Source organism: Streptomyces shenzhenensis, assembly GCF_021462265.1.
GTDB classification, from domain to species: Bacteria; Actinomycetota; Actinomycetes; order Streptomycetales; family Streptomycetaceae; genus Streptomyces; species Streptomyces shenzhenensis.
Genome location: NZ_JAJONF010000018.1, coordinates 11,742 through 32,400 on the forward strand (window position 1 = coordinate 11,742; position 20,659 = coordinate 32,400).

The window sequence follows — 20,659 nt, forward strand, 5'->3', positions numbered from 1 at the left end:
GGTCGCGCACGGAAGGACCTCCGGGTTGCCTCAGCACACGAGCACACGCCAGTCACCAAGTACGGCCGGGGAGTCCGAGGCTGAGCCCGCGGAGGCGGAGACAGAGGCTGCCGGGAAAGCCGAGCCCGCGGAGACAGTGGCCGCCGGGAAGGCCGAGCCCGCAAAAGCAGAGCCCGAAGCGGGGGCAAGGTCCGAAGCCGAGCCCGTGGCCGAAACCGAGGCTGAGTCCGAAGCCAAACCCGGAGACGACACCAAAGCCGAGACCGAAGCCAAACCCGGAGACGACACCGAAGCCAAGCCCGGAGGCGGCGCCAAGGCCGCGGCCGGGGTCAAAGCGGAGTCCGACGCCGTGGCCGAAGCGGAGTCCGAGGTGGAAACCGAAACCGCGTCGGCTTCCGGACCCGTACCCGGGTCAGCAGCGGGGCCCCGCGCCCATGCCGAGGCCGGCACGGCGTCCGACGCCGAAGCCGCGTCGGCTTCCGACTCCATACCCGGGGCAGCAGCCGGGCCCCGCGCCGACACCAAGCCCGAGACGGAGACCGGGCCCGTCACCGAAGCAGAGGCCCGGCCCGAGGCCGAGCCGAAGACCGGGCCCGTCACCGAAGCAGAGACCGAGCCCGAGATGGAGGCCGAGACCGAGACCGAGGCCGGGCCTGTCATCGCGGCGGAGGCCGGGGGCAAGGGGGATGTTGCGTCGGCTGCCGGGGCCGGGGCCCTTCCCGTACCGGTTCCCGAGGCGGCCACCCCCGCTCGGCGGCCGCGGATATGGCAGCGCTGGCGCACGTCGCACCCCACCGCGGCCCGGGTGCTGTCGATCGCGGTCACCACCCTGTCCGCCCTGCTCGTCTACGCCTGTCTGCTGATGCCGAACACGCTCAGCGGGCTGAAGACGGTCACGTTCGTACGGATCCCGGCCGAGGCGGTCATGGGCGCGGTGGTGCTGCTGAGCCTGCCGCGCCGGGCCCGGCTGATTCTGTCGGCGCTGGCCGGGGCGGTGGTCGGGGCGCTGGCCGTCATCGACATGTTCAACATGGGGTTCGTCGACTACCTGGGCCGGCCCTTCAACATCATCCTGGACTGGTCGCTGCTGCCCGACGCCCGCAGCTACCTGGCGGACACCCTCGGCTCCACCGTCGAGCTGGCGATCACCGTGGGCGCCGTCCTGCTGATCTTCCTGCTGATCGGGGTGGTCGCGCTGGCCACCGTACGGGTCTCCAACCAGCTCGCCCGGCAGCGCGGCCGGGCCACCCGGGGCACCCTGATCGTCGGCACGGTGTGGATCACCTGCAACGCGCTCGGGCTGTCGGTCGCCGGGTCGCCGCTCGCCGCGCAGAAGGCGACCGCCGTGCTGAAGACGCAGGTGCGGACCGTCCAGCAGACGCTGAAGGACGAGGCGGACTTCCGGAAGGTGGCCAAGGTGGACGCCTTCGGGAACACCCCGGGCGACCAGCTGGTGCCGGCCCTGCGCGGCAAGGACGTCGTCTTCACGTTCATCGAGAGCTACGGCCGCAGCGCGATCGAGGACCCCATCGAGGCGCCCGGCGTCGACAAGACGCTGGACGCGCAGACCGCGATGCTGGAGAAGGCCGGTTACGCGGCGAAGAGCGGCTGGCTGACGTCGGCGACCTACGGCGGCAGCAGCTGGCTCGGGCACTCCACCACCATGTCGGGGCTGTGGGTCAGCAACCAGCAGCGGTACCGGACGGTCATGGCCAGCGATCACCTCAGCCTGACCAAGGCGTTCAAGAAGACCGGTGACTTCGACACGGTCGGTGTGATGCCGGGCATCCAGAAGGGCTGGCCGGAGCAGAGCTTCTACGGCCTCGACAAGGTCTACAACGCCTTCCAGCTCGGCTACAAGGGACCGAAGTTCAGCTGGTCGACCATGCCCGACCAGTACGCCCTCCAGCAGTTCCAGGAGCGGGTGCACAGCAAGAAGCCGGCCGACGGCAAGTCCCGGATGTCGTTCCTGATCCTGACCTCCAGCCACCAGCCGTGGGCGCCGATCCCGAAGATGGTGCCGTGGGACCAACTGGGCGACGGTTCGGTCTTCAACGCCATCGAGAAGGCCGGCAACAAGGCGTCGGACGTCATCGCCGACACCACCAAGTCCCGGCAGGAGTACGGCAAGTCGGTGCAGTACACGGTGACCGCGCTCACCCAGTGGCTGCAGCGCTACGGCAACGACAACACGGTGCTCGTCTTCCTCGGCGACCACCAGCCGATCGCCCGGGTCAGCGGCAACCACGCCAGCCGTGACGTACCGGTCTCGATCGTCGCCAAGGACCCGAAGGTGCTGGACGCGATCAGCTCCTGGAACTGGACCGACGGTCTGCGCCCGGCGCACGACGCCCCGGTGTGGAAGATGAGCGCGTTCCGCGACAAGTTCCTGACGGCATACGGCTCCACCCCGCACCCGAAGTCCAACTAGCCCCCGGACGTATCCAGTTCCGCGTCCTCGCTGATGCCCGCGCAGTCGTACGGGTCCTTCAGCCAGCCGTCCGGCAGCACCACCCGGTTGTTGCCGGACGTACGGCCGCGGGGCCCGTCGGCGCCGACGGGCCAGGCCTGGTCGAGGTCGAGTTCGTCCAGGCCGGCGCGGAGCTCCGCCAGGGACGAGGTGACCGCGAGGCGCCGCCGCATCTCGCTGCCGACCGCGAAGCCCTTGAGGTACCAGGCGACGTGCTTGCGGAAGTCGACCACGCCCTTGGACTCGTCGCCGAGCCACTCGCCGAGCAGGGTGGCGTGCCGGACCATGACCTCGGCGACCTGGCGCAGGGACGGCCGGGCACCGTGTCCGTCAGTGCCTCCGGCACCGGCCTGCCCCCGGCCCTCGAAGGCGGCGACCAGGTCGGCGAAGAGCCACGGCCGCCCCAGGCAGCCGCGCCCCACGACCACGCCGTCGCAGCCCGTCTCCCGGACCATCCGCAGCGCGTCCTCGGCCGACCAGATGTCGCCGTTGCCGAGCACGGGGATCTCCGGGACGTGCTCCTTCAGCCGGGCGATCGCCTCCCAGTCGGCGGTGCCGCCGTAGTGCTGGGCGGCGGTGCGGCCGTGCAGGGCGATCGCGGTGACGCCCTCCTCGACGGCGATCCGGCCGGCGTCGAGGTAGGTGATGTGGTCGTCGTCGATGCCCTTGCGCATCTTCATGGTGACCGGGAGCTCACCGGCACCGCTCACCGCCTCGCGCAGGATGGCGCGCAGCAGGTTCCGCTTGTACGGCAGGGCCGACCCGCCGCCCTTGCGCGTCACCTTCGGGACCGGGCAGCCGAAGTTCAGGTCGATGTGGTCGGCCAGGCCCTCCTCCGCGATCATGCGGACGGCCTTGCCGACGGTGGCCGGGTCGACGCCGTACAGCTGGATGGACCGGGGCTTCTCGCTCTCGTCGAAGCGGATCAGCTGCATGGTCTTCTCATTGCGCTCGACCAGCGCCCGCGTCGTGATCATCTCGCTGACGAACAGCCCCTTGAGACCGCTGGCTCCGTCCTTCGCCTCGCCTCCGGTGAAGGGTTCACCTTCGGCGAAGTCTCGGCACAGGGTCCGGAAGGGCGCGTTGGTGATCCCCGCCATGGGGGCGAGGACGACCGGCGTCCGGACGGTGTGCGGGCCGATCTGGAGGGGGGACGTGGGCTCGGGCATTCCCCCATTGTCCCGTACGCCGCGCGGTGCTCGGCCGTGATCGCACAGCACTCATTAGTTAGACGCACTATCGAAACGGGCGTACGATGGGAACCATGCCCGAGCTCAGTCCCCACCGCCGGATGCTCGTCCTGGCGATCTGCTGCACGAGCCTGCTCGTCGTGAGTCTCGACACGACCGCGCTGAATGTCGGCCTGCCGTCCATGCAGCGCGAGCTGCACGCCTCGACGGCGGGGCTGCAGTGGACGATCGACGCGTACACGCTGGTCCTGGCCTCGCTCCTGATGCTCGCCGGTTCCACCGGCGACCGGATCGGCCGCAAGAAGGTCTTCATGACCGGCCTGGTCGTCTTCTCGACCGGCTCGCTGCTCTGCTCCCTCGCGCCGAACCTCGACTCGCTGATCGCCTTCCGCATGGTCCAGGCGGTCGGTGGTTCGATGCTCAACCCGGTCGCCATGTCGATCATCACCAACACCTTCACCAACCCGCGCGAGCGGGCCCGCGCGATCGGGGCGTGGGGCGCGGTGATCGGCATATCCATGGCCGCCGGCCCGCTGGTCGGCGGCCTGCTCGTGGAGTCGGTCAGCTGGCGCGCGATCTTCTGGGTCAACCTCCCGGTGGGCCTTGCGGCCGTCCTGCTGACGCTGCGCTTCGTGCCGGAGTCCCGGGCACCGAAGGCCCGCCGCCCCGACCCGGTGGGCCAGGTCCTGGTCATCGCCCTGTTCGGCTCGCTGACCTACTCGATCATCGAGGCACCGACGGCGGGCACGGGCACGGTCCTCCCCTTCGCCGCGGTGGCCCTCGCCGCCCTGCTGGCCCTCCTGTGGTACGAGCCGCGACGCGAAGAACCCCTCATCGACCTGCGTTTCTTCCGCTCCGCGCCGTTCAGCGGCGCGACCGTGATCGCGATCAGCGCGTTCGCCTCGCTCGGCGGCTTCCTGTTCCTGTCCACGCTCTACCTGCAGAACGTGCGCCGTCTCGACGCCCTGCACGCGGGCCTGTGGATGCTGCCGATGGCGGTCCCGCTGTTCCTGTGCGCGCCGCTGGCGGGCCGCCTGGTGGGCAGCCGGGGGCCGCGCCTGCCGCTGGTGATCGCGGGCATCGCGATGACCGCCAGCGCCGTCCTCTTCGCCGCGTTCCAGGCGGAGACCTCGAACAGCACCCTTTTCGTCGGCTACCTCCTGTTCGGCATCGGCTTCGGCTTCGTGAACGCCCCGATCACCAACACGGCGGTGTCGGGCATGCCGAGGGCCCAGGCCGGCGTCGCCGCCGCGGTCGCCTCCACCAGCCGCCAGCTGGGCCAGACCCTCGGCGTCGCGGTGATCGGCGCGGTCCTGGCCTCCGGGATCGGCTCGTCGTCGTACGCCGACAAGTTCGTGACCGCCGCCCGCCCCGGCTGGTGGATCCTGGTCGGCTGCGGCCTCGCGGTCCTGCTCCTGGGAGCGATGACCAACGGCCGCTGGGCCCGCGCCACCGCCGAACGGGCCGCACAGCGCCTGGAGTCACCGGAGATCCGCGACGTCGTGGGGACGGCGGAGCGGGTCTAGGGGGTCCAGGGGGTCCAGGGGGTCCAGGGGGTCCAGGGGGTCCAGGGGGTCCAGGGGGTCCAGGGGGCGAACGCGAGTCGCCGCGCGGTGCGAGCCGTGCCGGCCGCGTCTCAAAGGACCGGTCTCCGCCGCCCTGTTCGTCAGCAGGAACGCAGCGAGCGGCGGTGCCGGGCGAGGACGGCCTGGCGCAGGGCGCCCAGGGCCAGGGACTGCAGCAGGGCCGAGACGACGACCGTGGTGACGAAGAACCAGTTCGGGGTGTCCGCGCGCCAGGCCGTCCTGCCGAGCGCCGAGACCAGCGGGAACACCGGGAAGGTGACCAGGGGCGGCCAGAGCCAGGCGTAGTCGCCGGCGTGGTCGTCCGCGTGGGCGGAGTCGGCGGCGGCCTTGGCGATGACGACGGCGACCAGGCCGAGGTAGGCCACCGAGAGGCGGTTGGTGAGCATCAGCCGGACAACAGTGCGGGCCGGGCCGGATTCCATCGTCGTCTCCCCCGTGGCCGGTGGTCGGTTCCTCTGCCTGTCTGCATCGTCATCGTCGGGGAAGGACCGTGCCCCGGTCCTGAGTACGGGTACTCAGTCGCGCGAACGAGTTCCCGTGGACCGGCCAGGAGTTCGGCTACCCCGTGCACACCAGGTCGTACAGCTGCTCCAGACGCTCTCGCGAGCCGTCGTCCGCCGGGGCGTAGGTGACCATCCGCGCCCCGGACGCCTGGTTCAGGAACAGGTCCGTGTGTTCCAGGGTGAGGAGGCCGACGTACGGGTTGAGGAACTCCTTGGTCCTGGCGCGCAGATCCATCACCTCGTAGCGCCGCCAGTTCTCGCGGAACTCCGGGGACTCCGCGATCAGACGTTTGACCAGCATCTTCCAGGCCGGCTCGGTGAGATGGCCGGCCATGGACGCGCGGAGCTTCGCGGCCATGAGGCGGCGGGTCTCCTCCAGGTGCACGATGGAGCGCCGCCACTCGGGGTGGGTGTAGACGAGGATCATGGAGTTGCGGTCCTCGGGCGGGACCGCGTCCAGGTCGCCCATCAGGCGGGCGTAGGTGCGGTTGTAGGCCAGGATGTCGTAGCGGCTGTTCTGGACGGAGGCCGGCAGGGGTTCCAGGGAGCGGAGTATCTCCTGCAGGGCCGGGGTGACGCCCGTACAGCTCGCGGCCGGGGTCGGGTCGACGGCTTCGGCCAGCTGGAAGAGGTGGGCGCGCTCGCTGCCGTCGAGCTGGAGGGTGCGGGCGAGGGCGTCCAGGACCTGGACGGAGACCTGGATGTCCCGGGCCTGTTCCAGCCACGTGTACCAGGTGACGCCGACCGCGGAGAGCTGCGCGACCTCCTCGCGGCGCAGGCCGGGAGTGCGGCGGCGGGTGCCGCGCGGCAGACCCACCTCCTCCGGGGTGATCCGCTCACGGCGGCTGCGCAGGAACGCGGCCAGCTCGTGCCGCCGGACGTCCGCGCCCCGGGCCGGGGCCGCCGTCGGACGGAGGTTCGTCTTCTCCTGCGCCGTCGTCGTCATGGCTCCAGACTGCCGCGCCGCCGATCCTGTTGCCAGGTACTTCTGCTACCAGGAGAAGGAGACTCTGGTACCAGTCTGAGCCAGGCCGCAGGCTCGGGTGCATGACCGAAACCGCCACCACCGCGACCGTACGGTCCCCCTCCGTCCCACCGGCGCTCGGCGGCCCCGGACTGTTCACCGTCCTGCTGGCCGCCGCCCTTCCCCTCATCGACTTCTTCATCGTCAACGTCGCCCTGCCCACCATCGGCGCCGACCTGCACGCGGGCGAGGCGGTCCTGGAACTCGTCGTCGCCGGCTACGGCGTCGCCTACGCCGTGCTGCTGGTGCTCGGCGGCCGGCTCGGCGACCTGTTCGGGCGCCGCCGGCTCTTCCTCGGCGGCATGGCCGCGTTCGGGCTGACCTCGCTGGCGTGCGGGCTCGCGCCCAGCGCCTGGTCGCTGGTGGCCGCCCGGGTCGCCCAGGGCGCCGCGTCGGCCGCGATGCTCCCGCAGGTCCTCGCCACCATCCAGGCCGCCACCAGCGGCGGCCGCCGCGCCCGCGCCATGAGCCTGTACGGCGCCACCGCGGGCCTGTCCATGGTGGCCGGGCAGATACTCGGCGGCATCCTGGTCGCCGCCGACATCGCGGGGACGGGATGGCGGTCGGTGTTCCTGGTCAACGTGCCCGTCGTGGTCGTCGGCCTGGTGCTCGGCGCACGGTTCGTCCCGGAGACCCGGTCGCAGAAGCCCGAGCCCGTCGACGGACCCGGGACCGTGCTGCTCGCCGTCTCCCTGCTCACCCTCCTCGCCCCGCTCACCGAGGGCCGGGCGGCGGGCTGGCCGCTGTGGACCTGGCTGTCGCTGGCCGCGTTCCCGGGCGTGGCCGTCGCGTTCTACGCCGTGGAGCGCCGCGCCGACCGCACGGGCCGTACGCCGCTGGTCCCGCCCAGCCTGTTCGAACTCGCCTCGCTGCGCCGGGGACTGGCGATGATGCTGCCGTTCTCCATCGGGTTCAGCGGGTTCATGTTCGTGATCGCCGTGGCCCTGCAGAGCGGGGAGCACCTGGGTCCGGTCGCGGCCGGAACGGCGCTCGCGCCGATGGCGGTCGCCTTCCTGTTCGTCTCGCTCGCCGGGCCCCGGCTGATCGCCCGGTACGGCAGCCGGGTGGTGACCGCCGGGTCCGTGATCCAGGTGGTCGGCCTGGTCCTCGTCGTGCTCGCCGCCGTGCGGGACTGGCCGCACCTGGACCTGGTCGGTCTGCTGCCCGGGGTCGCGGTCGCCGGCGCCGGTCAGGCCCTGCAACTCCCCAACGTGCTGCGCCTGGTGATGTCGGAGGTGCCGCCCGCGCGGGCCGGGGTGGGCAGTGGCGTGATGGTCACCACCCAGCAGTCCGCGCTCGCCCTCGGCGTGGCCACCCTGGGCACCCTCTTCCTCTCCCTGGTCCCGCACCAGGGCATGCGGGACGCCCTGGTCGTCACCCTGCTGGTACAGCTGGGCCTGGTGGTGCTGACCGGCCTGCTCAGCCTGCGGCTGCCCCGCACCGTGAGCTGACCGGGCCGCACTCCCGCGGCCCTGCGGCTACCCGCCGGTCCCGCCCAGTTCGAACCAGACGATCTTGCCGGTGCCCAGGCGCGTGGTGCCCCAGCGCCGGGCCAGCCGGTGCACCAGGTAGAGGCCGCGGCCGTGTTCGTCGGTGGCCTTGGCCTGGCGCAGCCTGGGCAGCTGCGGCACGTCGTCGCCGACCTCGCAGCGCAGCACGTCCGTGTGCAGCAGCCGCAGGCTGATCGGGCGGGAGGCGTGCCGTACGGCGTTGGTGACGATCTCGCTGACCAGCAGCTCGGCGGTGTCGCTGAGGTCCTCCAGGCCCCAGCCGGCCAGGGCCTGCCGGGTGAGCCGGCGGGCCCGGCCGGGGGCGCCGGCCTCCGGTTCCAGCGTCCAGTACGCCACGTCGCTCGGCGCGATCCCGTCGAAGCGGGCGGCGAGCAGCGCGATGTCGTCGTCCCGGTCGCCCGGCCCGAGCATGTCGAGCACCTCGTCGCACAGCGCCTCCAGCGGCGGCGGCCGGTCGGGTCCGGTCAGCTGGGCGGTGGCGGCGAGCTTCTCGCGCAACTGCTCGATGCCGGTCCACACGTCGCGCAGCCGGGACTCCACCAGGCCGTCGGTGTAGAGGAGCAGGGTGGCGCCGGTGGGGGCGTCCAGCTCGACCGCCTCGAAGTCGATGCCGCCGACGCCGATCGGGGCGCCCGGCGGCACCGTGAGGACCTCCGTCTTGCCGCCCGGGTACAGCAGGATGGGCGGCGGATGGCCGGCGTTGGCGATGGTCATGCGGTGCGAGACCGGGTCGTAGACGACGTACAGGCAGGTGGCCATGCGGTCGGTGCCGAGCCGCTGGGCCTGTTCGTCGAGGTGGTGCAGGACCTCCTGCGGGGGCAGGTCGAGGCCGGCCAGGGTCAGCGCGGTGGTGCGCAACTGGCCCATGACGGCGGCCGAGGTCATGGAGTGGCCCATGACGTCGCCCACGACCAGCGCCACCCGGCTGCCGGGCAGCGGGATGGCGTCGTACCAGTCGCCGCCGACCCGCGCGGTCTCGGCGGCGGGCAGATAGCGGGCGGCCAAGCGGACGCCGGTGGGCCGGGGCAGCGTCTGCGGCAGCATGGCGCGCTGGAGCCGGTCGGCGATGAAGGCCTCCCTGCTGTACAGCACGGCCTTGTCGACGCCGAGCGCGGTGTGGGTGGCGAGCTGGGCGGCGACCAGCAGGTCGGCGGGTTCGAACGCCAGGCGCTCGGGCCGGCGCAGGAAGACGACCGCGCCGGTGACCCGGCGCCGTCCGCGCAGCGGGGCGAGGATGGCGTGCGAGCCGACCCAGCCGTTCAACGCGCTGTCGGCGCCGACGAGTTCGCCCAGCGCGGCGCGGGTCGGCGGGGTGTCGGCGAACACCGGCCGGACCCCGCGCAGCACCTCGGCGAGGGCGCCGCCGGGTATCACCTCGCTCCAGTCGGAGGCGTCCAGGTCGTCCTGTTCGTCGTCGACCGTCTCCGCGGGCCAGACCAGGCCCTCGGCGCCGGGGCCCTTGAGCCGGTCGGTGCGGCGCAGCCGCAGCACGGCCGGGCCGTTGGGACGTTCGTCGCCGACCGGCAGCGGGTCGCGCAGGTAGACGAGGGCCGCGTCGGAGTACGTCGGTACGGCGGCCCGGCACAGGCCGAGCACGATCTCGTCGGTCTCGAAGCCGCGGGCGATCCGCCGGGTGGCGGCGCCGACGTAGCGCAGCCGGTCCTCGTCCGGGGCCTTCGGCGCGGCGGGCGGCCCGGCGCCGAGGGCGTCCTCGCGCACACCGAGCGCGGTCTGCGCCGACAGCGCGTCGGCCAGGGCGATGTCGTCCGCCACGAAGTCCTCCCGGTCCGGGCGCCGCAGGAACACCGCCACGCCCACGACGGCGTCGGGTGCGCGCAGCGGGGCGAGCAGGACCCGGTTGCCCTGCGGGAGGCGGACCGCCGTCCCCAGGAGTTCGTGCAGGGCCTTGTCCATGTCATCGGGGTTGTCGGGATCGTGGGGGCCGCGGGGGTCGTCGGGTCCCCGGCCGCGCGCCCTGCCGCACCGCAGGACGGCGGCGAGCGCGCCGTCGGGTGCCACCGGTCTCGACTGCGGGGGCATCCCGCCCATGGCGCCGCCGAGTTCGGAGGATGCGCCGTCCAACTCCAGGCGCTCCGGCTCCGACCGGTCCGGCGACCGGTCGCCGAGGTAGACGAACATGCCGTCCGCCAGGTCCGGGACCGTCACCCGGTACAGCTCACGGACAGCCTCGGCCGCGCCCTCGGCGCGAGCGATCCGGCGGCCGGCAACGGCCAGGAAACGTTGAGGATCCGGCAGCATCGCCTCTCCGTGCCGGTGGCCGCTTCACAAGGTCGCCTTCATCTTGAGCCAGGGTCAATTCCCTGTCCAGGGTTTCCGCCGGTACACCAAGTCCGGCTCATGATCCGGCGGTTGGGACGGGAACGGGCAAAAGGGCCTCCGGGGGCGCCCGGACCTCCGGCGCGGCCGGCGCGGCCGGGTCCGGTCCGCTGTGTGAACTCCGGGCGCGTCCTCGCTAAAACCCGGTGAAGAAAGCCCCGTTGATGTTGGTCTTGCTGCACACTCCTTGCCGTCGACCGCCGTCGACACATGCCGGCCAGCAGACCGGGCCAGACTCCGGAGGCGTCATGTCGCAGATCGACGAGAGCAAGGTCAGCCGCTGGGACCAGCACGGCCGGGAACACGTGGTCCGGGTGCGGCGCACGGGTGTGCAGCGCACCATCACCTGCGACACCTGCGGCTGGCGCAAGGGCGCGCAGTTCCTGCCCTGGCTGAAGGCGCAGGAGCATCTGGCCGAGGCCCACCAGGCCACCGTGGACCCCGCGGGCGCCCAGCCCTCGCGATGACTTCCCACCGGTGCGGGCGCGTTGCCCGCCGCCGGTGCAGGTGCGCTACCGCCGCCTGTGCAGGTGCACTGCCGGCCGCGCCGTCCGGAAGGCCGACCGCTGACCGGCTCCGCCCCCGCCACACGCCGGCCCCTGCGGGTCCCGGCGACCGACAAGAAGGTCCGCAGTCCGCTCCCGGCCGCCGGCACCCGCAACTCCCGACACCCGACACCCAGCACCCAGCACCCAGCACCCAGCACCCAGCACCCAGCAAGAAGTACCGCCCCGGCCGCCGGCACCCACGACTCCCGGCACCCGGCAAGAAGCACCGCTCCCGGCCGTGGCCGTCAACGTGCGCGGAGGCCCTGCAGCAGCAGCTCCACCAGCGACCCGAAGTCCGCCTCGGCCTGCGGCCGCTCCCACTCCCGCGCATAGCCCGGGTCGTGGAAGCGGCCGGTGGCCTGGAAGACGGCCCGGGCCGCGACGGCGGGGTCGGGCACCGCGAAGACACCCCTTTCGGCCCCGTCCCGGATGATCCCGGCCAGCTGGCCGGTCAGGTCGGCGATGTGCTCGGTGACCGCCGGGCCGTTCTCGTCGGCCAGCACCATGTAGGTGGCGAACAGCTCCGGGTCGGCGCCCGCCTTGCGCCGCTTCGCCTCGAACAGGGCCCGCAGCCAGTCCCGCAGCCGGGCCCGCGGGTCCCCGTCCCCGGCCGCGATGCCGGACAGCTGCTCCGAGGTGCGGTCCAGCCACCTCTTCGTCACCGCTTCCCGCAGCGCCGCCTTGGTCCGGAAGTGCCGGTAGACACTGCCGTGGCTGACGCCGAGCGCGCGGGCCACGTCCACCACGGTCGCCTTGGCCGGGCCGTGCCGGCGCAGCACCTCCTCGGTCGCCTCGAGGATGCGCTCGGCGGTCAGGGCCGGGGTCGGGGTCGGGGACGTCGCTGCCATGACCTAGACGGTACCTGGCGCCGTGGTCAGTGCTCCGTGCCGAGATGGCTCATCTGAGTGGCCGGGTAGCGGGTGCCCGCCGCCGCGTCCGCCGGCACGGCCTCCTCGATCGCCGCGAGGTCGGCCTCGTCCAGGGTGACGTCCAGCGCGCCCAGCGACTCGGCGAGGCGCTCGCGGGTGCGGGCGCCGATGAGCGGCACGATGTCGTTGCCGTGCCGCGCGCCCTGGGCGAGCACCCAGGCGATGGCGATCTGCGCGACGGTCACGCCCTTGTCGTCGGCGATCTTGCGCAGCGCGTCGACGAGGTCGAGGTTGTGCTGGAGGTTCTCGCCCTGGAAGCGCGGCGAGACGGCCCGGAAGTCGCCCGCGCCGAGCTGCCGGTCACGGGTGAAGTGGCCGGAGATCAGGCCGCGGGAGAGGACGCCGTACGCGGTGATGGCGATGCCCAGCTCACGGGTGGTCGGCAGGATCTCCCGCTCGATGTCGCGGGTGATGATCGCGTACTCGATCTGCAGGTCGGAGATGGGCGCGGTGGCGGCGGCCCGCCGGATGTCCGCCACGCTCGCCTCGCTGAGGCCGATGTGCCGGACGTGCCCCTTCTCGACCAGTTCGGCGATGGCGCCGACCGTCTCCTCGATCGGCACCTCCGGGTCGACGCGGGCGATCCGGTAGACGTCGATGTGGTCGACGCCGAGGCGCTGCAGGGAGTAGGCGGCGAAGTTCTTCACGGCGGCCGGGCGGCCGTCATAAGCGTTCCAGCCGCCGTCCGGGTCGCGCAGGGCGCCGAACTTGACGCTGGTCAGCGCCTTCTCGCGGAGGGCGGCGGGGGCGGTGCGCAGGGCCTCGCCGATCAGCATCTCGTTGTGGCCCATGGCGTAGAAGTCGCCGGTGTCGAGCAGGGTGACGCCCGCGTCGAGGGCGGCGTGGACGGTGGCGATCGACTCGGCACGGTCGACCTCGCCGTACAGCGGCGACATGCCCATGCAGCCGAGGCCGAGGGCGGAGACCTGGGGGCCGGTGGATCCGAGGGAACGGGTCTGAATCGTCATGGCTCCACCCTGACATGACAGATGACAGATTTCAATATCTGTCATTCCATCGCCGCTCCGGGAGGACCCGCACGCCGCGCCGTCCGGCCGCCCCCTCACCCCCCACCACACCGCCACCCAAAAAAGCCCGCCCTCCAGCCGACCGAGTCGGCTGGAGGGCGGGCGAGGTGACGGAAGGGGCGCGGACCTAGCAGCCCAACAGGCGGCCGGCGAGGTAGCCCTCGATCTGGTCCAGGGAAACCCGCTCCTGCTTCATCGAGTCACGCTCCCGGACCGTGACCGCGTTGTCCTCGAGCGTGTCGAAGTCGACGGTCACGCAGTACGGCGTGCCGATCTCGTCCTGACGGCGGTAGCGGCGGCCGATCGCACCCGCGTCGTCGAACTCGATGTTCCAGTTCTGCCGCAGCGCCTGGGCGAGACCCTTGGCCTTCGGGGACAGCTCGGGGTTGCGGGACAGCGGCAGGACCGCGACCTTGACCGGGGCCAGGCGGTGGTCCAGGCGGAGCACCGTGCGCTTCTCCAGCTTGCCCTTGGCGTTCGGCGCCTCGTCCTCGACGTACGCGTCGAGGAGGAACGCGAGCATGGCACGGCCGACACCGGCCGCCGGCTCGATGACGTACGGCGTCCAGCGCTCCCCGGCCTCCTGGTCGAAGTAGGAGAGGTCCTGGCCGGAGGCCTTGGAGTGGGCGCCGAGGTCGTAGTCGGTGCGGTTGGCGACACCTTCCAGCTCGCCCCACTCGCTGCCGCCGAACTGGAAGCGGTACTCGATGTCAGCGGTGCGCTTGGAGTAGTGGGAGAGCTTCTCCTTCGGGTGCTCGTACCACCGCATGTTCTCCTCGCGCAGGCCCAGGCCGGTGTACCAGTTCCAGCGCTGCTCCATCCAGTACTCCTGCCACTTCTCGTCCTCGCCCGGCTTGACGAAGAACTCCATCTCCATCTGCTCGAACTCGCGGGTGCGGAAGATGAAGTTGCCGGGCGTGATCTCGTTGCGGAAGGACTTGCCCATCTGCGCGATGCCGAACGGCGGCTTGCGGCGCGAAGTGGTCTGCACCTGGGCGAAGTTGGTGAAAATACCCTGGGCGGTCTCGGGGCGCAGGTAGGCGACGGAGCCGCTGTCCTGGGTCGGGCCGAGGTGGGTGGAGAGCAGACCCGAGAACTGCTTGGGCTCGGTGAACTGGCCCTTGTTGCCGCAGTTCGGGCAGTTGACGTCCGCCAGGCCGTTCTCCGGGAGGCGGCCGTGCTTGGCCTCGTAGGCCTCCTCCAGGTGGTCCGCGCGGAACCGCTTGTGACAGGCGGTGCACTCGGTCAGCGGGTCCGTGAAGGTGGCGACGTGACCGGAGGCCACCCAGACCTCGGAGGCCAGGATGACGGACGAGTCGATACCGACCACGTCCTCGCGCGACGTCACCATGTAGCGCCACCACTGGCGCTTCAGGTTCTCCTTGAGCTCGACACCCAGCGGCCCGTAGTCCCAGGCGGCGCGCTGGCCGCCGTAGATCTCACTGCACGGGAATACGAAGCCTCGGCGCTTGCTCAGGCTGACGATGGTGTCGATCTTGTCGGCGGCCACGGTGCTCTCTTCATTACGACGACGGGCGACGAAGCGAGACGCTTCACAGCGAATGCTTCAGCGTACCGGCGGGTCCTGCCCCTCAACCAAATCGGTTCCCCTTACCGGACCCCTTGTGACCGGCCCCTCGTCGCCGGCCTCTCACCGACCTCCCACCGGGGCTTGTTGACAATGGTTTCCATATTTGTTGAAAATGACTCTCATGAACATACGACGCCGCCTCACAGCCGCGGCCGCCGCGACCACCGTCACCGCACTCGGCATGACGGCCCTCACCGCCTGCGGCGGCGCCGCCACGGCGGCCCGGACCGGGAAGTTCGACGTCGTCGCGTCGTTCTATCCGATGGCCTTCCTCGCCGACCGGATCGGCGGCAGCCACGTGCACGTCACCAGCCTCACCAAGCCCGGCCAGGAGCCGCACGACCTGGAGATCAGCCCGAAGCAGATCATCGGGATCGAGAAGTCCGACGCGGTCCTCTACCTGAAGAACCTCCAGCCCTCCGTCGACGCCGCGGTCGCCCAGTCGTCCGTGGGCACGAAGATCGACGCGGCCTCCCTCACCACGCTGGAGAAGCACGGCAACGAGGTCGGCGGGCACGCGGCCGCCCACGACCCCTCGAAGAACGAGGATCTGACCGGCCTCGACCCGCACATCTGGCTCGACCCGGTGCGCTACGCCCAGGTCGCCCAGGGCGTCGGCAAGGCCTTCGAGAAGGCCGACCCGGACCACGCGGCCGACTACCGGAAGAACACCGCGGCCCTGGTCAAGCAGCTCGACGCCCTCGACATCCAGTTCAAGGACGGCCTCGCGCACACCAGGACCAAGGTCTTCATCACCACCCACGCCGCCTTCGGCTACCTCGCCGAGCGCTACGGCCTGACCGAGGAGGCCATCAACGGCCTCGACCCCGAGTCGGAGCCGAGCGCGGCCCGCGTCCGGGACCTGGAGACCATGGCCAAGGCCGACGGCGTCACCACTGTGTTCTACGAGACGCTCGTCAGCGACAAGACCGCCAGGACCATCGCCGCCGACGCCGGGCTGAAGACGGACGTCCTCGACCCGATCGAGGGCATCACCGGCAAGTCCCGCGGCCGGGACTACTTCGCGGTCCAGGAAGCCAACCTCAAGGCGCTCCAGCAGGCAACGGGCGCCAAGTGACAGGAGACGACGAGATGACCGGCGAGCCCGTCATATCGCTGCGCGGCGTGACCGCCGAACTGGGCTCGCGCCCCGTCCTGCGTGGCATCGACCTGGCCGTGCACCGCGGTGAGGTCGTCGCGCTGCTGGGCGCGAACGGCTCCGGCAAGTCGACCGCGATCCGCACCATCGTCGGCCAGGTGCCGGCCGGCGGCGACATAGCCCTGTTCGGCACCCCCCGCCGTACCTTCAGGGACTGGTCGCGGGTCGGGTACGTACCGCAGCGCACCACCGCCGCGGGCGGGGTCCCGGCCACGGTCACCGAGGTCGTCTCCGCCGGCCGCCTCTCCCGCACCCGCTTCGGCCTCTTCCGCAAGGCCGACCACGCGGCCGTACGGCACGCCCTGGACCTGGTCGGCATGGCGGACCGGGCCCGGGACAACGTGGAGGCGCTCTCCGGCGGCCAGCACCAGCGGGTGCTGATCGCCCGCGCACTGGTCGCCGAGCCCGAGTTGCTGATCATGGACGAGCCGATGGCGGGCGTCGACCTGGCCAGCCAGGAGATCCTCGCGGGAACCCTGCGCGAGCAGGTGAGGCAGGGCACCACGGTCCTCCTCGTCCTGCACGAGCTGGGTCCGCTGGAGCCGCTGATCGACCGCGCCGTGGTCCTGCGCGACGGCTGCGTCCTGCACGACGGCCCGCCCCCGCGCGCCGTCGGCCAGCACGCCCTGCCCGGCCACGACCACGTCCACCCCCACGACCGACACACACCCCTGCGCACCGGACTGCTGAGCTGATGGACTTCCTGAACTTCGCCTTCATGCAGCGGGCCCTGCTCGCCGCCGTCCTGGTCGGCATCACCGCCCCCGCCGTCGGCATCTACCTGGTCCAGCGCCGCCAGGCCCTGATGGGCGACGGCATCGGCCACGTGGCGATGACCGGTGTGGGGCTGGGCTTCCTGCTCTCGACCTCCCCCGTCTGGATGGCGACGGCCGTCTCCGTCCTCGGCGCCGTCGTCATGGAACTGATCCGCTGGTACGGCCGTACCCGCGGCGACATCGCCCTCGCGATGCTCTTCTACGGCGGCATGGCCGGCGGGGTGATGCTGATCAACCTCGCGCCGGGCGGCTCCAACGCCAACCTGATGTCGTACCTCTTCGGCTCGCTGTCGACGGTGTCCGAGTCGGACGTGACCGCGATCTGCCTGCTGGCGGCCTTCGTCCTCGCGGTCACCCTCGGCCTGCGCCGGCAACTGTTCGCGGTGAGCCAGGACGAGGAGTTCGCGCGGGTCACCGGTCTGCCGGTACGGGCGCTCAACCTGCTGACGGCGGTCACGGCGGCGGTGACCGTGACGGTCGCGATGCGGGTGGTGGGCCTGCTGCTGGTCTCCGCGCTCATGGTCGTCCCGGTGGCCGCGGCCCAGCAGCTGAGCCGCAGCTTCGCGGCCACGTTCGTGATCGCCGTCGCGATCGGTGTGACGGTGACGGTCGGAGGCACGATCACCTCCTACTACCGGTACGTCCCGCCGGGTGCGACGATCGTGCTGCTGGCCATCGCCGCGTTCGTCGCGCTGAGCCTGCTGGCCGCCCCGCTGGCCCGCCGACGCGCCCGCGCGGCAGCCGCGCGACAGCCCGCGGGGGATCCGGCGGAGTGCGCGATTCCGGCCACCAGGGGGGCCGCCGACGAGGTCGGCGTCTGAACGCCCTCGGCGCGGGCTGGCACAATGGCCCGGCAGAGGCAGTGACGTGAGGAGGCAACCGGTGACGACCGCTGGACCGCCCGTGAAGGGCCGCTCGACCCGTCAGCGGGCAGCCGTGGCGGCGGCCCTGGAGGAGGTCGAGGAGTTCCGCAGCGCGCAGGAACTGCACGACATGCTCAAGCACAAGGGCGACTCGGTCGGCCTGACCACCGTCTACCGCACGCTCCAGAACCTCGCCGACGCCGGCGAGGTGGACGTCCTGCGCACGTCCGACGGCGAGTCGGTGTACCGCCGCTGCTCCACGGGCGAGCACCACCATCACCTGGTCTGCAGAGTCTGCGGCAAGGCGGTGGAGGTGGAGGGCCCGGCGGTGGAGACATGGGCCGAGGCCGTCGCCGCCGAGCACGGCTACGTCAACGTCGCCCACACCGTCGAGATCTTCGGCACCTGCGCGGACTGCGCCGGGGCCGCGGCGGGCTGCTGAGCTATCCGCGCGTGGCGTGCCGGTCGAGGATCGCGCGCAGCCGGTCGGCGTCGGCGGGGTCCGGGAGGCCGCGCTTGGGCAGCACGGTGAAGCAGGAGGCGTTCTTGTCGTCGCTGTAGGTGATGAAGGCGTCTTCGGTCTCCCGGTAGCGGGGCTGCGCCACCCAGTTGACCGACGTCGTGCTGTTGTCGGTGGCCACCGTCAGCCCGGCGTCCGCCACGGTCGCGCGGTACGTGCCGTTGCGGACGGCGAGCTTGAGGAAGGCACGGGCCTGGAGCCGGGGCGTGCAGAGCAGCAGAGCCGCGGCCAGGGGCATCCAGATCAGCAGGAACCAGTCGGGTTTGTCGCGGCCCGCCAGCGACAGCGAGGCGTTCAGCACGAAAGCGAACGCAATAAGACCGACGGCCCAGCGCCGCACCCACCCCCGCCGTCGCCGCAACCGCTCGCGTTCCCGCAGCGCCCCCAGGAAATCCCCCGCGACCGGCTGGTACGCCAGCTCGACCACGCCCTGACCGGCGTCCCGCCCCATGTCCATGACCATGGGACGGATCGTAGCGGTGCCGGTCAGCTCCGGCCGAAGCGCTTCTCCAGCCCGTTCAGGTCGTAGGACCTGCGGCAGGGCCGTTCCAGACGCGGGAGACGGGGGGTGGCCGGGGAGGAGTCTTCCGCATCCTCGACGGCCCTCGTGAACGGCGGGTGGCCGTCAGGTGCCCGACGGTTCCTCCTCCGTGCGGCCCTCCATGGCCAGCAGTTCCTCGTTGGGGATGGCCCCGCCGAACCGCCGGTCGCGGGAGGCGAACTCGAGGCACGCCCGCCACAGGTCACGGCGGTCGAAGTCGGGCCACAGGACGTCCTGGAAGACCATCTCGGCGTAAGCGCTCTGCCAGATCAGGTAGTTGGAGGTGCGCTGCTCGCCACTGGGGCGCAGGAACATGTCCACGTCCGGCATGTCGGCGTAGTACATGTGCTTCTGGATGGTCTTCTCGGTGATCTTCGACGGGTCGAGCCGGCCGGCCCTGACCTCCTCGGCGATCGCCTGCACCGCGTCGGTGATCTCCGCCCGGCCGCCGTAGTTCATGCAGAAGTACAGGGTGAGCAGGTCGTTGTCCTTGGTCTGCTCCTGGGCGACCTGGAGTTCCTTGGCGACCGACCTCCACAGCCGGGGCATCCGGCCCGCCCAGCGCACCCGGACGCCGAGTGCGTCGAGCTGGTCGCGGGACTTGCGGATGAAGTCGCGGTTGAAGTTCATCAGGAAGCGGACCTCTTCGGGCGAGCGCTTCCAGTTCTCCGTGGAGAAGGCGTACAGGGAGATGTTACGGACGCCGATCTCGATCGCGCCCTGGAGCACGTCCAGGACCTGCTCGGCGCCGACCTTGTGGCCCTCGGTGCGCGGCAGGCCGCGCTCCTTCGCCCAGCGGCCGTTCCCGTCCATGACGATGGCCACATGGTCCGGGACCAGCTCGCCCGGGAGCTTGGGCGGGCGGGCGCCGGACGGGTGCGGTTCCGGCGTCCTGTACTCGCGGCGCTGGCGTCCCAGGATCCCGCGTACGACCATGTGCTTCTCGTCTCCCTCTGGCTTTTCTCGCTAGTTCTTCTCTACGTACCTGAGCGAGCGCAGCCCGCGCTCCAGATGCCAGTGCAGATAGGCGGACACCAGCCCGCTGCCCTCCCGGACGTACCGTGCCTCGGCCGCGTCCGCGGTCTCCCAGTCTCCCGTAAGCAGCGCGCCGAGCAGAACCAGGGTCTGCGGCGAGGGCACGACGCTGCCGGGCACCCGGCAGTCGACGCAGACGGTGCCGCCGGAGCCGACCGAGAAGAAGCGGTTCGGGCCGGGCATGCCGCACTTGGCGCAGGCGTCGAAACTGGGCGCGTAGCCGTTGACGGCCAGGGAGCGCAGCAGGAAGGCGTCGAGGACGAGATGCGGGGCGTGCTCCCCGCGGGCGAGGGTCCTGAGCGCGCCCACGAGCAGCAGGTACTGCTGCACGGCCGGCTCGCCCTCGTGGTCGGTGAACCGCTCGGCGGTCTCCAGCATGGCCGTCCCGGCGGTGTACCGCGCGTAGTCGGCGACGATCCCGCCGCCGTACGGCGCGATGGTCTCGCTCTGCGTGCACAGCGGCAGCCCGCGCCCGACCAGCTCGCTCCCCCGGGCGAAGAACTGCACGTCGACATGGGAGAACGGCTCCAGCCGGGCCCCGAACTTCGACTTGGTCCGCCGCACCCCACGAGCCACGGCCCGCACCCGCCCGTGCCCACGGGTGAGCAAGGTGATGATCCGGTCCGCCTCGCCCAGCTTCTGGGTACGCAGCACGACGCCGTCGTCACGGAAGAGACTCATGCCGCACCGGCCCCTCCGCGTGGCCACAGCATGATCCGGTCCGCCGCACCCGGCTTCTGGGTGCGCGGCACGGTGCCGTCGTCGCGGAACAGGCTCATGGCCCCATTCTGCCCTGCCCGCGGCGGGCGCCGGGCAAAGGAGGCTTCAGGGGGTCCTGCCGCGGCTGCGGGCGGTGGCGTGGGCGGTGGCCGCGCCGATCCGTTCGGCCTGGGTGGCGACGCGTACGGCGTCCGGGTGCGCGTCCCACTCCCGGCCTCCCCCGTACGGCCGCAACTGCACGTAGGGGCCCTCGTGGCCCATGACGATGCCCAGCCGTCCGGTGCGGGTGTCGACGGCGCAGGAGCCGATGGGGAGGTTCATCGCGTTC

19 protein-coding genes are annotated in these 20,659 nt (G+C 71.7%); 8 read left to right on the plus strand and 11 right to left on the minus strand.

What is annotated here, in order from left to right; all coding sequences use genetic code 11:
- The first annotated feature begins 622 nt into the window (after positions 1-622).
- Entirely contained in the window at positions 623-2,431 is a 1,809-nt protein-coding gene (locus LQ326_RS22965; RefSeq protein ID WP_234539532.1) for a sulfatase-like hydrolase/transferase, read from the plus strand.
- On the opposite strand, the gene dusB is transcribed toward LQ326_RS22965, so the two are convergent.
- Positions 2,428-3,639 carry a tRNA dihydrouridine synthase DusB gene (dusB, locus tag LQ326_RS22970; RefSeq protein WP_234539301.1) on the minus strand — a complete coding sequence of 404 codons (1,212 nt, stop codon included), beginning with the start codon at positions 3,637-3,639 and terminating at the stop codon, positions 2,428-2,430. The genes LQ326_RS22965 and dusB overlap by 4 nt on opposite strands.
- A gap of 95 nt (positions 3,640-3,734) precedes the next feature.
- Here dusB and LQ326_RS22975 point away from each other — a divergent pair, with 95 nt between their 5' ends.
- Positions 3,735-5,186: an MFS transporter gene (locus LQ326_RS22975; RefSeq protein ID WP_234539303.1), complete on the plus strand. Its 1,452-nt coding sequence runs from the start codon at positions 3,735-3,737 to the stop codon at positions 5,184-5,186.
- Positions 5,187-5,326: 140 nt separating this feature from the next.
- Here LQ326_RS22975 and LQ326_RS22980 read toward each other — a convergent pair whose 3' ends face one another.
- Positions 5,327-5,668, minus strand: coding sequence for an SCO4225 family membrane protein (locus tag LQ326_RS22980; protein ID WP_234539304.1), 342 nt, complete (start codon positions 5,666-5,668; stop codon positions 5,327-5,329).
- Between the two features lie 136 nt (positions 5,669-5,804).
- The gene (locus LQ326_RS22985; RefSeq protein WP_234539306.1) at positions 5,805-6,695 is read right to left on the minus strand and encodes a helix-turn-helix transcriptional regulator; all 891 of its coding nucleotides are present in this window, start codon (positions 6,693-6,695) and stop codon (positions 5,805-5,807) included.
- A gap of 101 nt (positions 6,696-6,796) precedes the next feature.
- On the opposite strand from LQ326_RS22985, the gene LQ326_RS22990 reads away from it, so the two are divergent.
- A complete protein-coding gene (locus tag LQ326_RS22990; protein ID WP_234539307.1) occupies positions 6,797-8,224 on the plus strand; it encodes an MFS transporter in 1,428 nt (475 codons plus the stop codon).
- A gap of 27 nt (positions 8,225-8,251) precedes the next feature.
- Here LQ326_RS22990 and LQ326_RS22995 read toward each other — a convergent pair whose 3' ends face one another.
- Entirely contained in the window at positions 8,252-10,543 is a 2,292-nt protein-coding gene (locus LQ326_RS22995) for a SpoIIE family protein phosphatase (RefSeq protein ID WP_234539309.1), read from the minus strand.
- A 326-nt stretch (positions 10,544-10,869) separates the two neighbouring features.
- Between LQ326_RS22995 and LQ326_RS23000 the strand changes: the two genes are divergently transcribed.
- Positions 10,870-11,088: a hypothetical protein gene (locus tag LQ326_RS23000; RefSeq protein ID WP_181803756.1), complete on the plus strand. Its 219-nt coding sequence runs from the start codon at positions 10,870-10,872 to the stop codon at positions 11,086-11,088.
- Positions 11,089-11,414: 326 nt separating this feature from the next.
- On the opposite strand, the gene LQ326_RS23005 is transcribed toward LQ326_RS23000, so the two are convergent.
- The 3 genes from LQ326_RS23005 to LQ326_RS23015 all read right to left on the minus strand — a co-directional run bounded on the left by LQ326_RS23005 (position 11,415) and on the right by LQ326_RS23015 (position 14,636).
- The gene (locus tag LQ326_RS23005) at positions 11,415-12,017 is read right to left on the minus strand and encodes a TetR/AcrR family transcriptional regulator (protein ID WP_234539310.1); all 603 of its coding nucleotides are present in this window, start codon (positions 12,015-12,017) and stop codon (positions 11,415-11,417) included.
- A gap of 26 nt (positions 12,018-12,043) precedes the next feature.
- Entirely contained in the window at positions 12,044-13,066 is a 1,023-nt protein-coding gene (locus LQ326_RS23010) for an aldo/keto reductase (RefSeq protein ID WP_234539312.1), read from the minus strand.
- A 187-nt stretch (positions 13,067-13,253) separates the two neighbouring features.
- Entirely contained in the window at positions 13,254-14,636 is a 1,383-nt protein-coding gene (locus LQ326_RS23015; protein WP_234539314.1) for a glycine--tRNA ligase, read from the minus strand.
- A gap of 202 nt (positions 14,637-14,838) precedes the next feature.
- Here LQ326_RS23015 and LQ326_RS23020 point away from each other — a divergent pair, with 202 nt between their 5' ends.
- The 4 genes from LQ326_RS23020 to LQ326_RS23035 all read left to right on the plus strand — a co-directional run bounded on the left by LQ326_RS23020 (position 14,839) and on the right by LQ326_RS23035 (position 17,957).
- Positions 14,839-15,795, plus strand: a complete 957-nt coding sequence (locus tag LQ326_RS23020; RefSeq protein WP_234539316.1) for a metal ABC transporter substrate-binding protein — start codon at positions 14,839-14,841, stop codon at positions 15,793-15,795.
- 14 nt (positions 15,796-15,809) lie between these two features.
- A complete protein-coding gene (locus LQ326_RS23025; RefSeq protein WP_234539317.1) occupies positions 15,810-16,571 on the plus strand; it encodes a metal ABC transporter ATP-binding protein in 762 nt (253 codons plus the stop codon).
- A complete protein-coding gene (locus tag LQ326_RS23030; RefSeq protein ID WP_234539318.1) occupies positions 16,571-17,473 on the plus strand; it encodes a metal ABC transporter permease in 903 nt (300 codons plus the stop codon). The genes LQ326_RS23025 and LQ326_RS23030 overlap by 1 nt, the downstream gene beginning before the upstream one ends.
- Positions 17,474-17,534: 61 nt before the next feature.
- Positions 17,535-17,957 carry a Fur family transcriptional regulator gene (locus tag LQ326_RS23035; protein ID WP_234539320.1) on the plus strand — a complete coding sequence of 141 codons (423 nt, stop codon included), beginning with the start codon at positions 17,535-17,537 and terminating at the stop codon, positions 17,955-17,957.
- 1 nt (position 17,958) lies between these two features.
- Here LQ326_RS23035 and LQ326_RS23040 read toward each other — a convergent pair whose 3' ends face one another.
- The 4 genes from LQ326_RS23040 to LQ326_RS23055 form a co-directional block, all read right to left on the minus strand.
- Positions 17,959-18,498 (minus strand): YcxB family protein, encoded by a 540-nt coding sequence (locus LQ326_RS23040; protein WP_234539321.1) that lies wholly within the window; start codon positions 18,496-18,498, stop codon positions 17,959-17,961.
- 162 nt (positions 18,499-18,660) lie between these two features.
- Positions 18,661-19,512: an isoprenyl transferase gene (locus tag LQ326_RS23045; RefSeq protein ID WP_234539322.1), complete on the minus strand. Its 852-nt coding sequence runs from the start codon at positions 19,510-19,512 to the stop codon at positions 18,661-18,663.
- Between the two features lie 30 nt (positions 19,513-19,542).
- Positions 19,543-20,292, minus strand: a complete 750-nt coding sequence (gene recO, locus LQ326_RS23050) for a DNA repair protein RecO (protein ID WP_181803750.1) — start codon at positions 20,290-20,292, stop codon at positions 19,543-19,545.
- Between the two features lie 144 nt (positions 20,293-20,436).
- On the minus strand, positions 20,437-20,652 hold the full coding sequence (locus tag LQ326_RS23055) for a hypothetical protein (RefSeq protein ID WP_234539324.1): 216 nt from the start codon (positions 20,650-20,652) through the stop codon (positions 20,437-20,439).
- Between the last annotated feature and the right edge of the window lie 7 nt (positions 20,653-20,659).

Coding starts and splice junctions, on each gene's coding strand:
- LQ326_RS22965 (WP_234539532.1), top strand. CDS start 623: ATGGAGGCCGAGACCGAGACCGAGGCCGGGCCTGTCATCGCGGCGGAG.
- dusB (WP_234539301.1), bottom strand. CDS start 3,639: ATGCCCGAGCCCACGTCCCCCCTCCAGATCGGCCCGCACACCGTCCGG.
- LQ326_RS22975 (WP_234539303.1), top strand. CDS start 3,735: ATGCCCGAGCTCAGTCCCCACCGCCGGATGCTCGTCCTGGCGATCTGC.
- LQ326_RS22980 (WP_234539304.1), bottom strand. CDS start 5,668: ATGGAATCCGGCCCGGCCCGCACTGTTGTCCGGCTGATGCTCACCAAC.
- LQ326_RS22985 (WP_234539306.1), bottom strand. CDS start 6,695: ATGACGACGACGGCGCAGGAGAAGACGAACCTCCGTCCGACGGCGGCC.
- LQ326_RS22990 (WP_234539307.1), top strand. CDS start 6,797: ATGACCGAAACCGCCACCACCGCGACCGTACGGTCCCCCTCCGTCCCA.
- LQ326_RS22995 (WP_234539309.1), bottom strand. CDS start 10,543: ATGCTGCCGGATCCTCAACGTTTCCTGGCCGTTGCCGGCCGCCGGATC.
- LQ326_RS23000 (WP_181803756.1), top strand. CDS start 10,870: ATGTCGCAGATCGACGAGAGCAAGGTCAGCCGCTGGGACCAGCACGGC.
- LQ326_RS23005 (WP_234539310.1), bottom strand. CDS start 12,017: ATGGCAGCGACGTCCCCGACCCCGACCCCGGCCCTGACCGCCGAGCGC.
- LQ326_RS23010 (WP_234539312.1), bottom strand. CDS start 13,066: ATGACGATTCAGACCCGTTCCCTCGGATCCACCGGCCCCCAGGTCTCC.
- LQ326_RS23020 (WP_234539316.1), top strand. CDS start 14,839: ATGAACATACGACGCCGCCTCACAGCCGCGGCCGCCGCGACCACCGTC.
- LQ326_RS23025 (WP_234539317.1), top strand. CDS start 15,810: ATGACCGGCGAGCCCGTCATATCGCTGCGCGGCGTGACCGCCGAACTG.
- LQ326_RS23030 (WP_234539318.1), top strand. CDS start 16,571: ATGGACTTCCTGAACTTCGCCTTCATGCAGCGGGCCCTGCTCGCCGCC.
- LQ326_RS23040 (WP_234539321.1), bottom strand. CDS start 18,498: ATGGTCATGGACATGGGGCGGGACGCCGGTCAGGGCGTGGTCGAGCTG.
- LQ326_RS23045 (WP_234539322.1), bottom strand. CDS start 19,512: ATGGTCGTACGCGGGATCCTGGGACGCCAGCGCCGCGAGTACAGGACG.
- recO (WP_181803750.1), bottom strand. CDS start 20,292: ATGAGTCTCTTCCGTGACGACGGCGTCGTGCTGCGTACCCAGAAGCTG.
- LQ326_RS23055 (WP_234539324.1), bottom strand. CDS start 20,652: ATGAACCTCCCCATCGGCTCCTGCGCCGTCGACACCCGCACCGGACGG.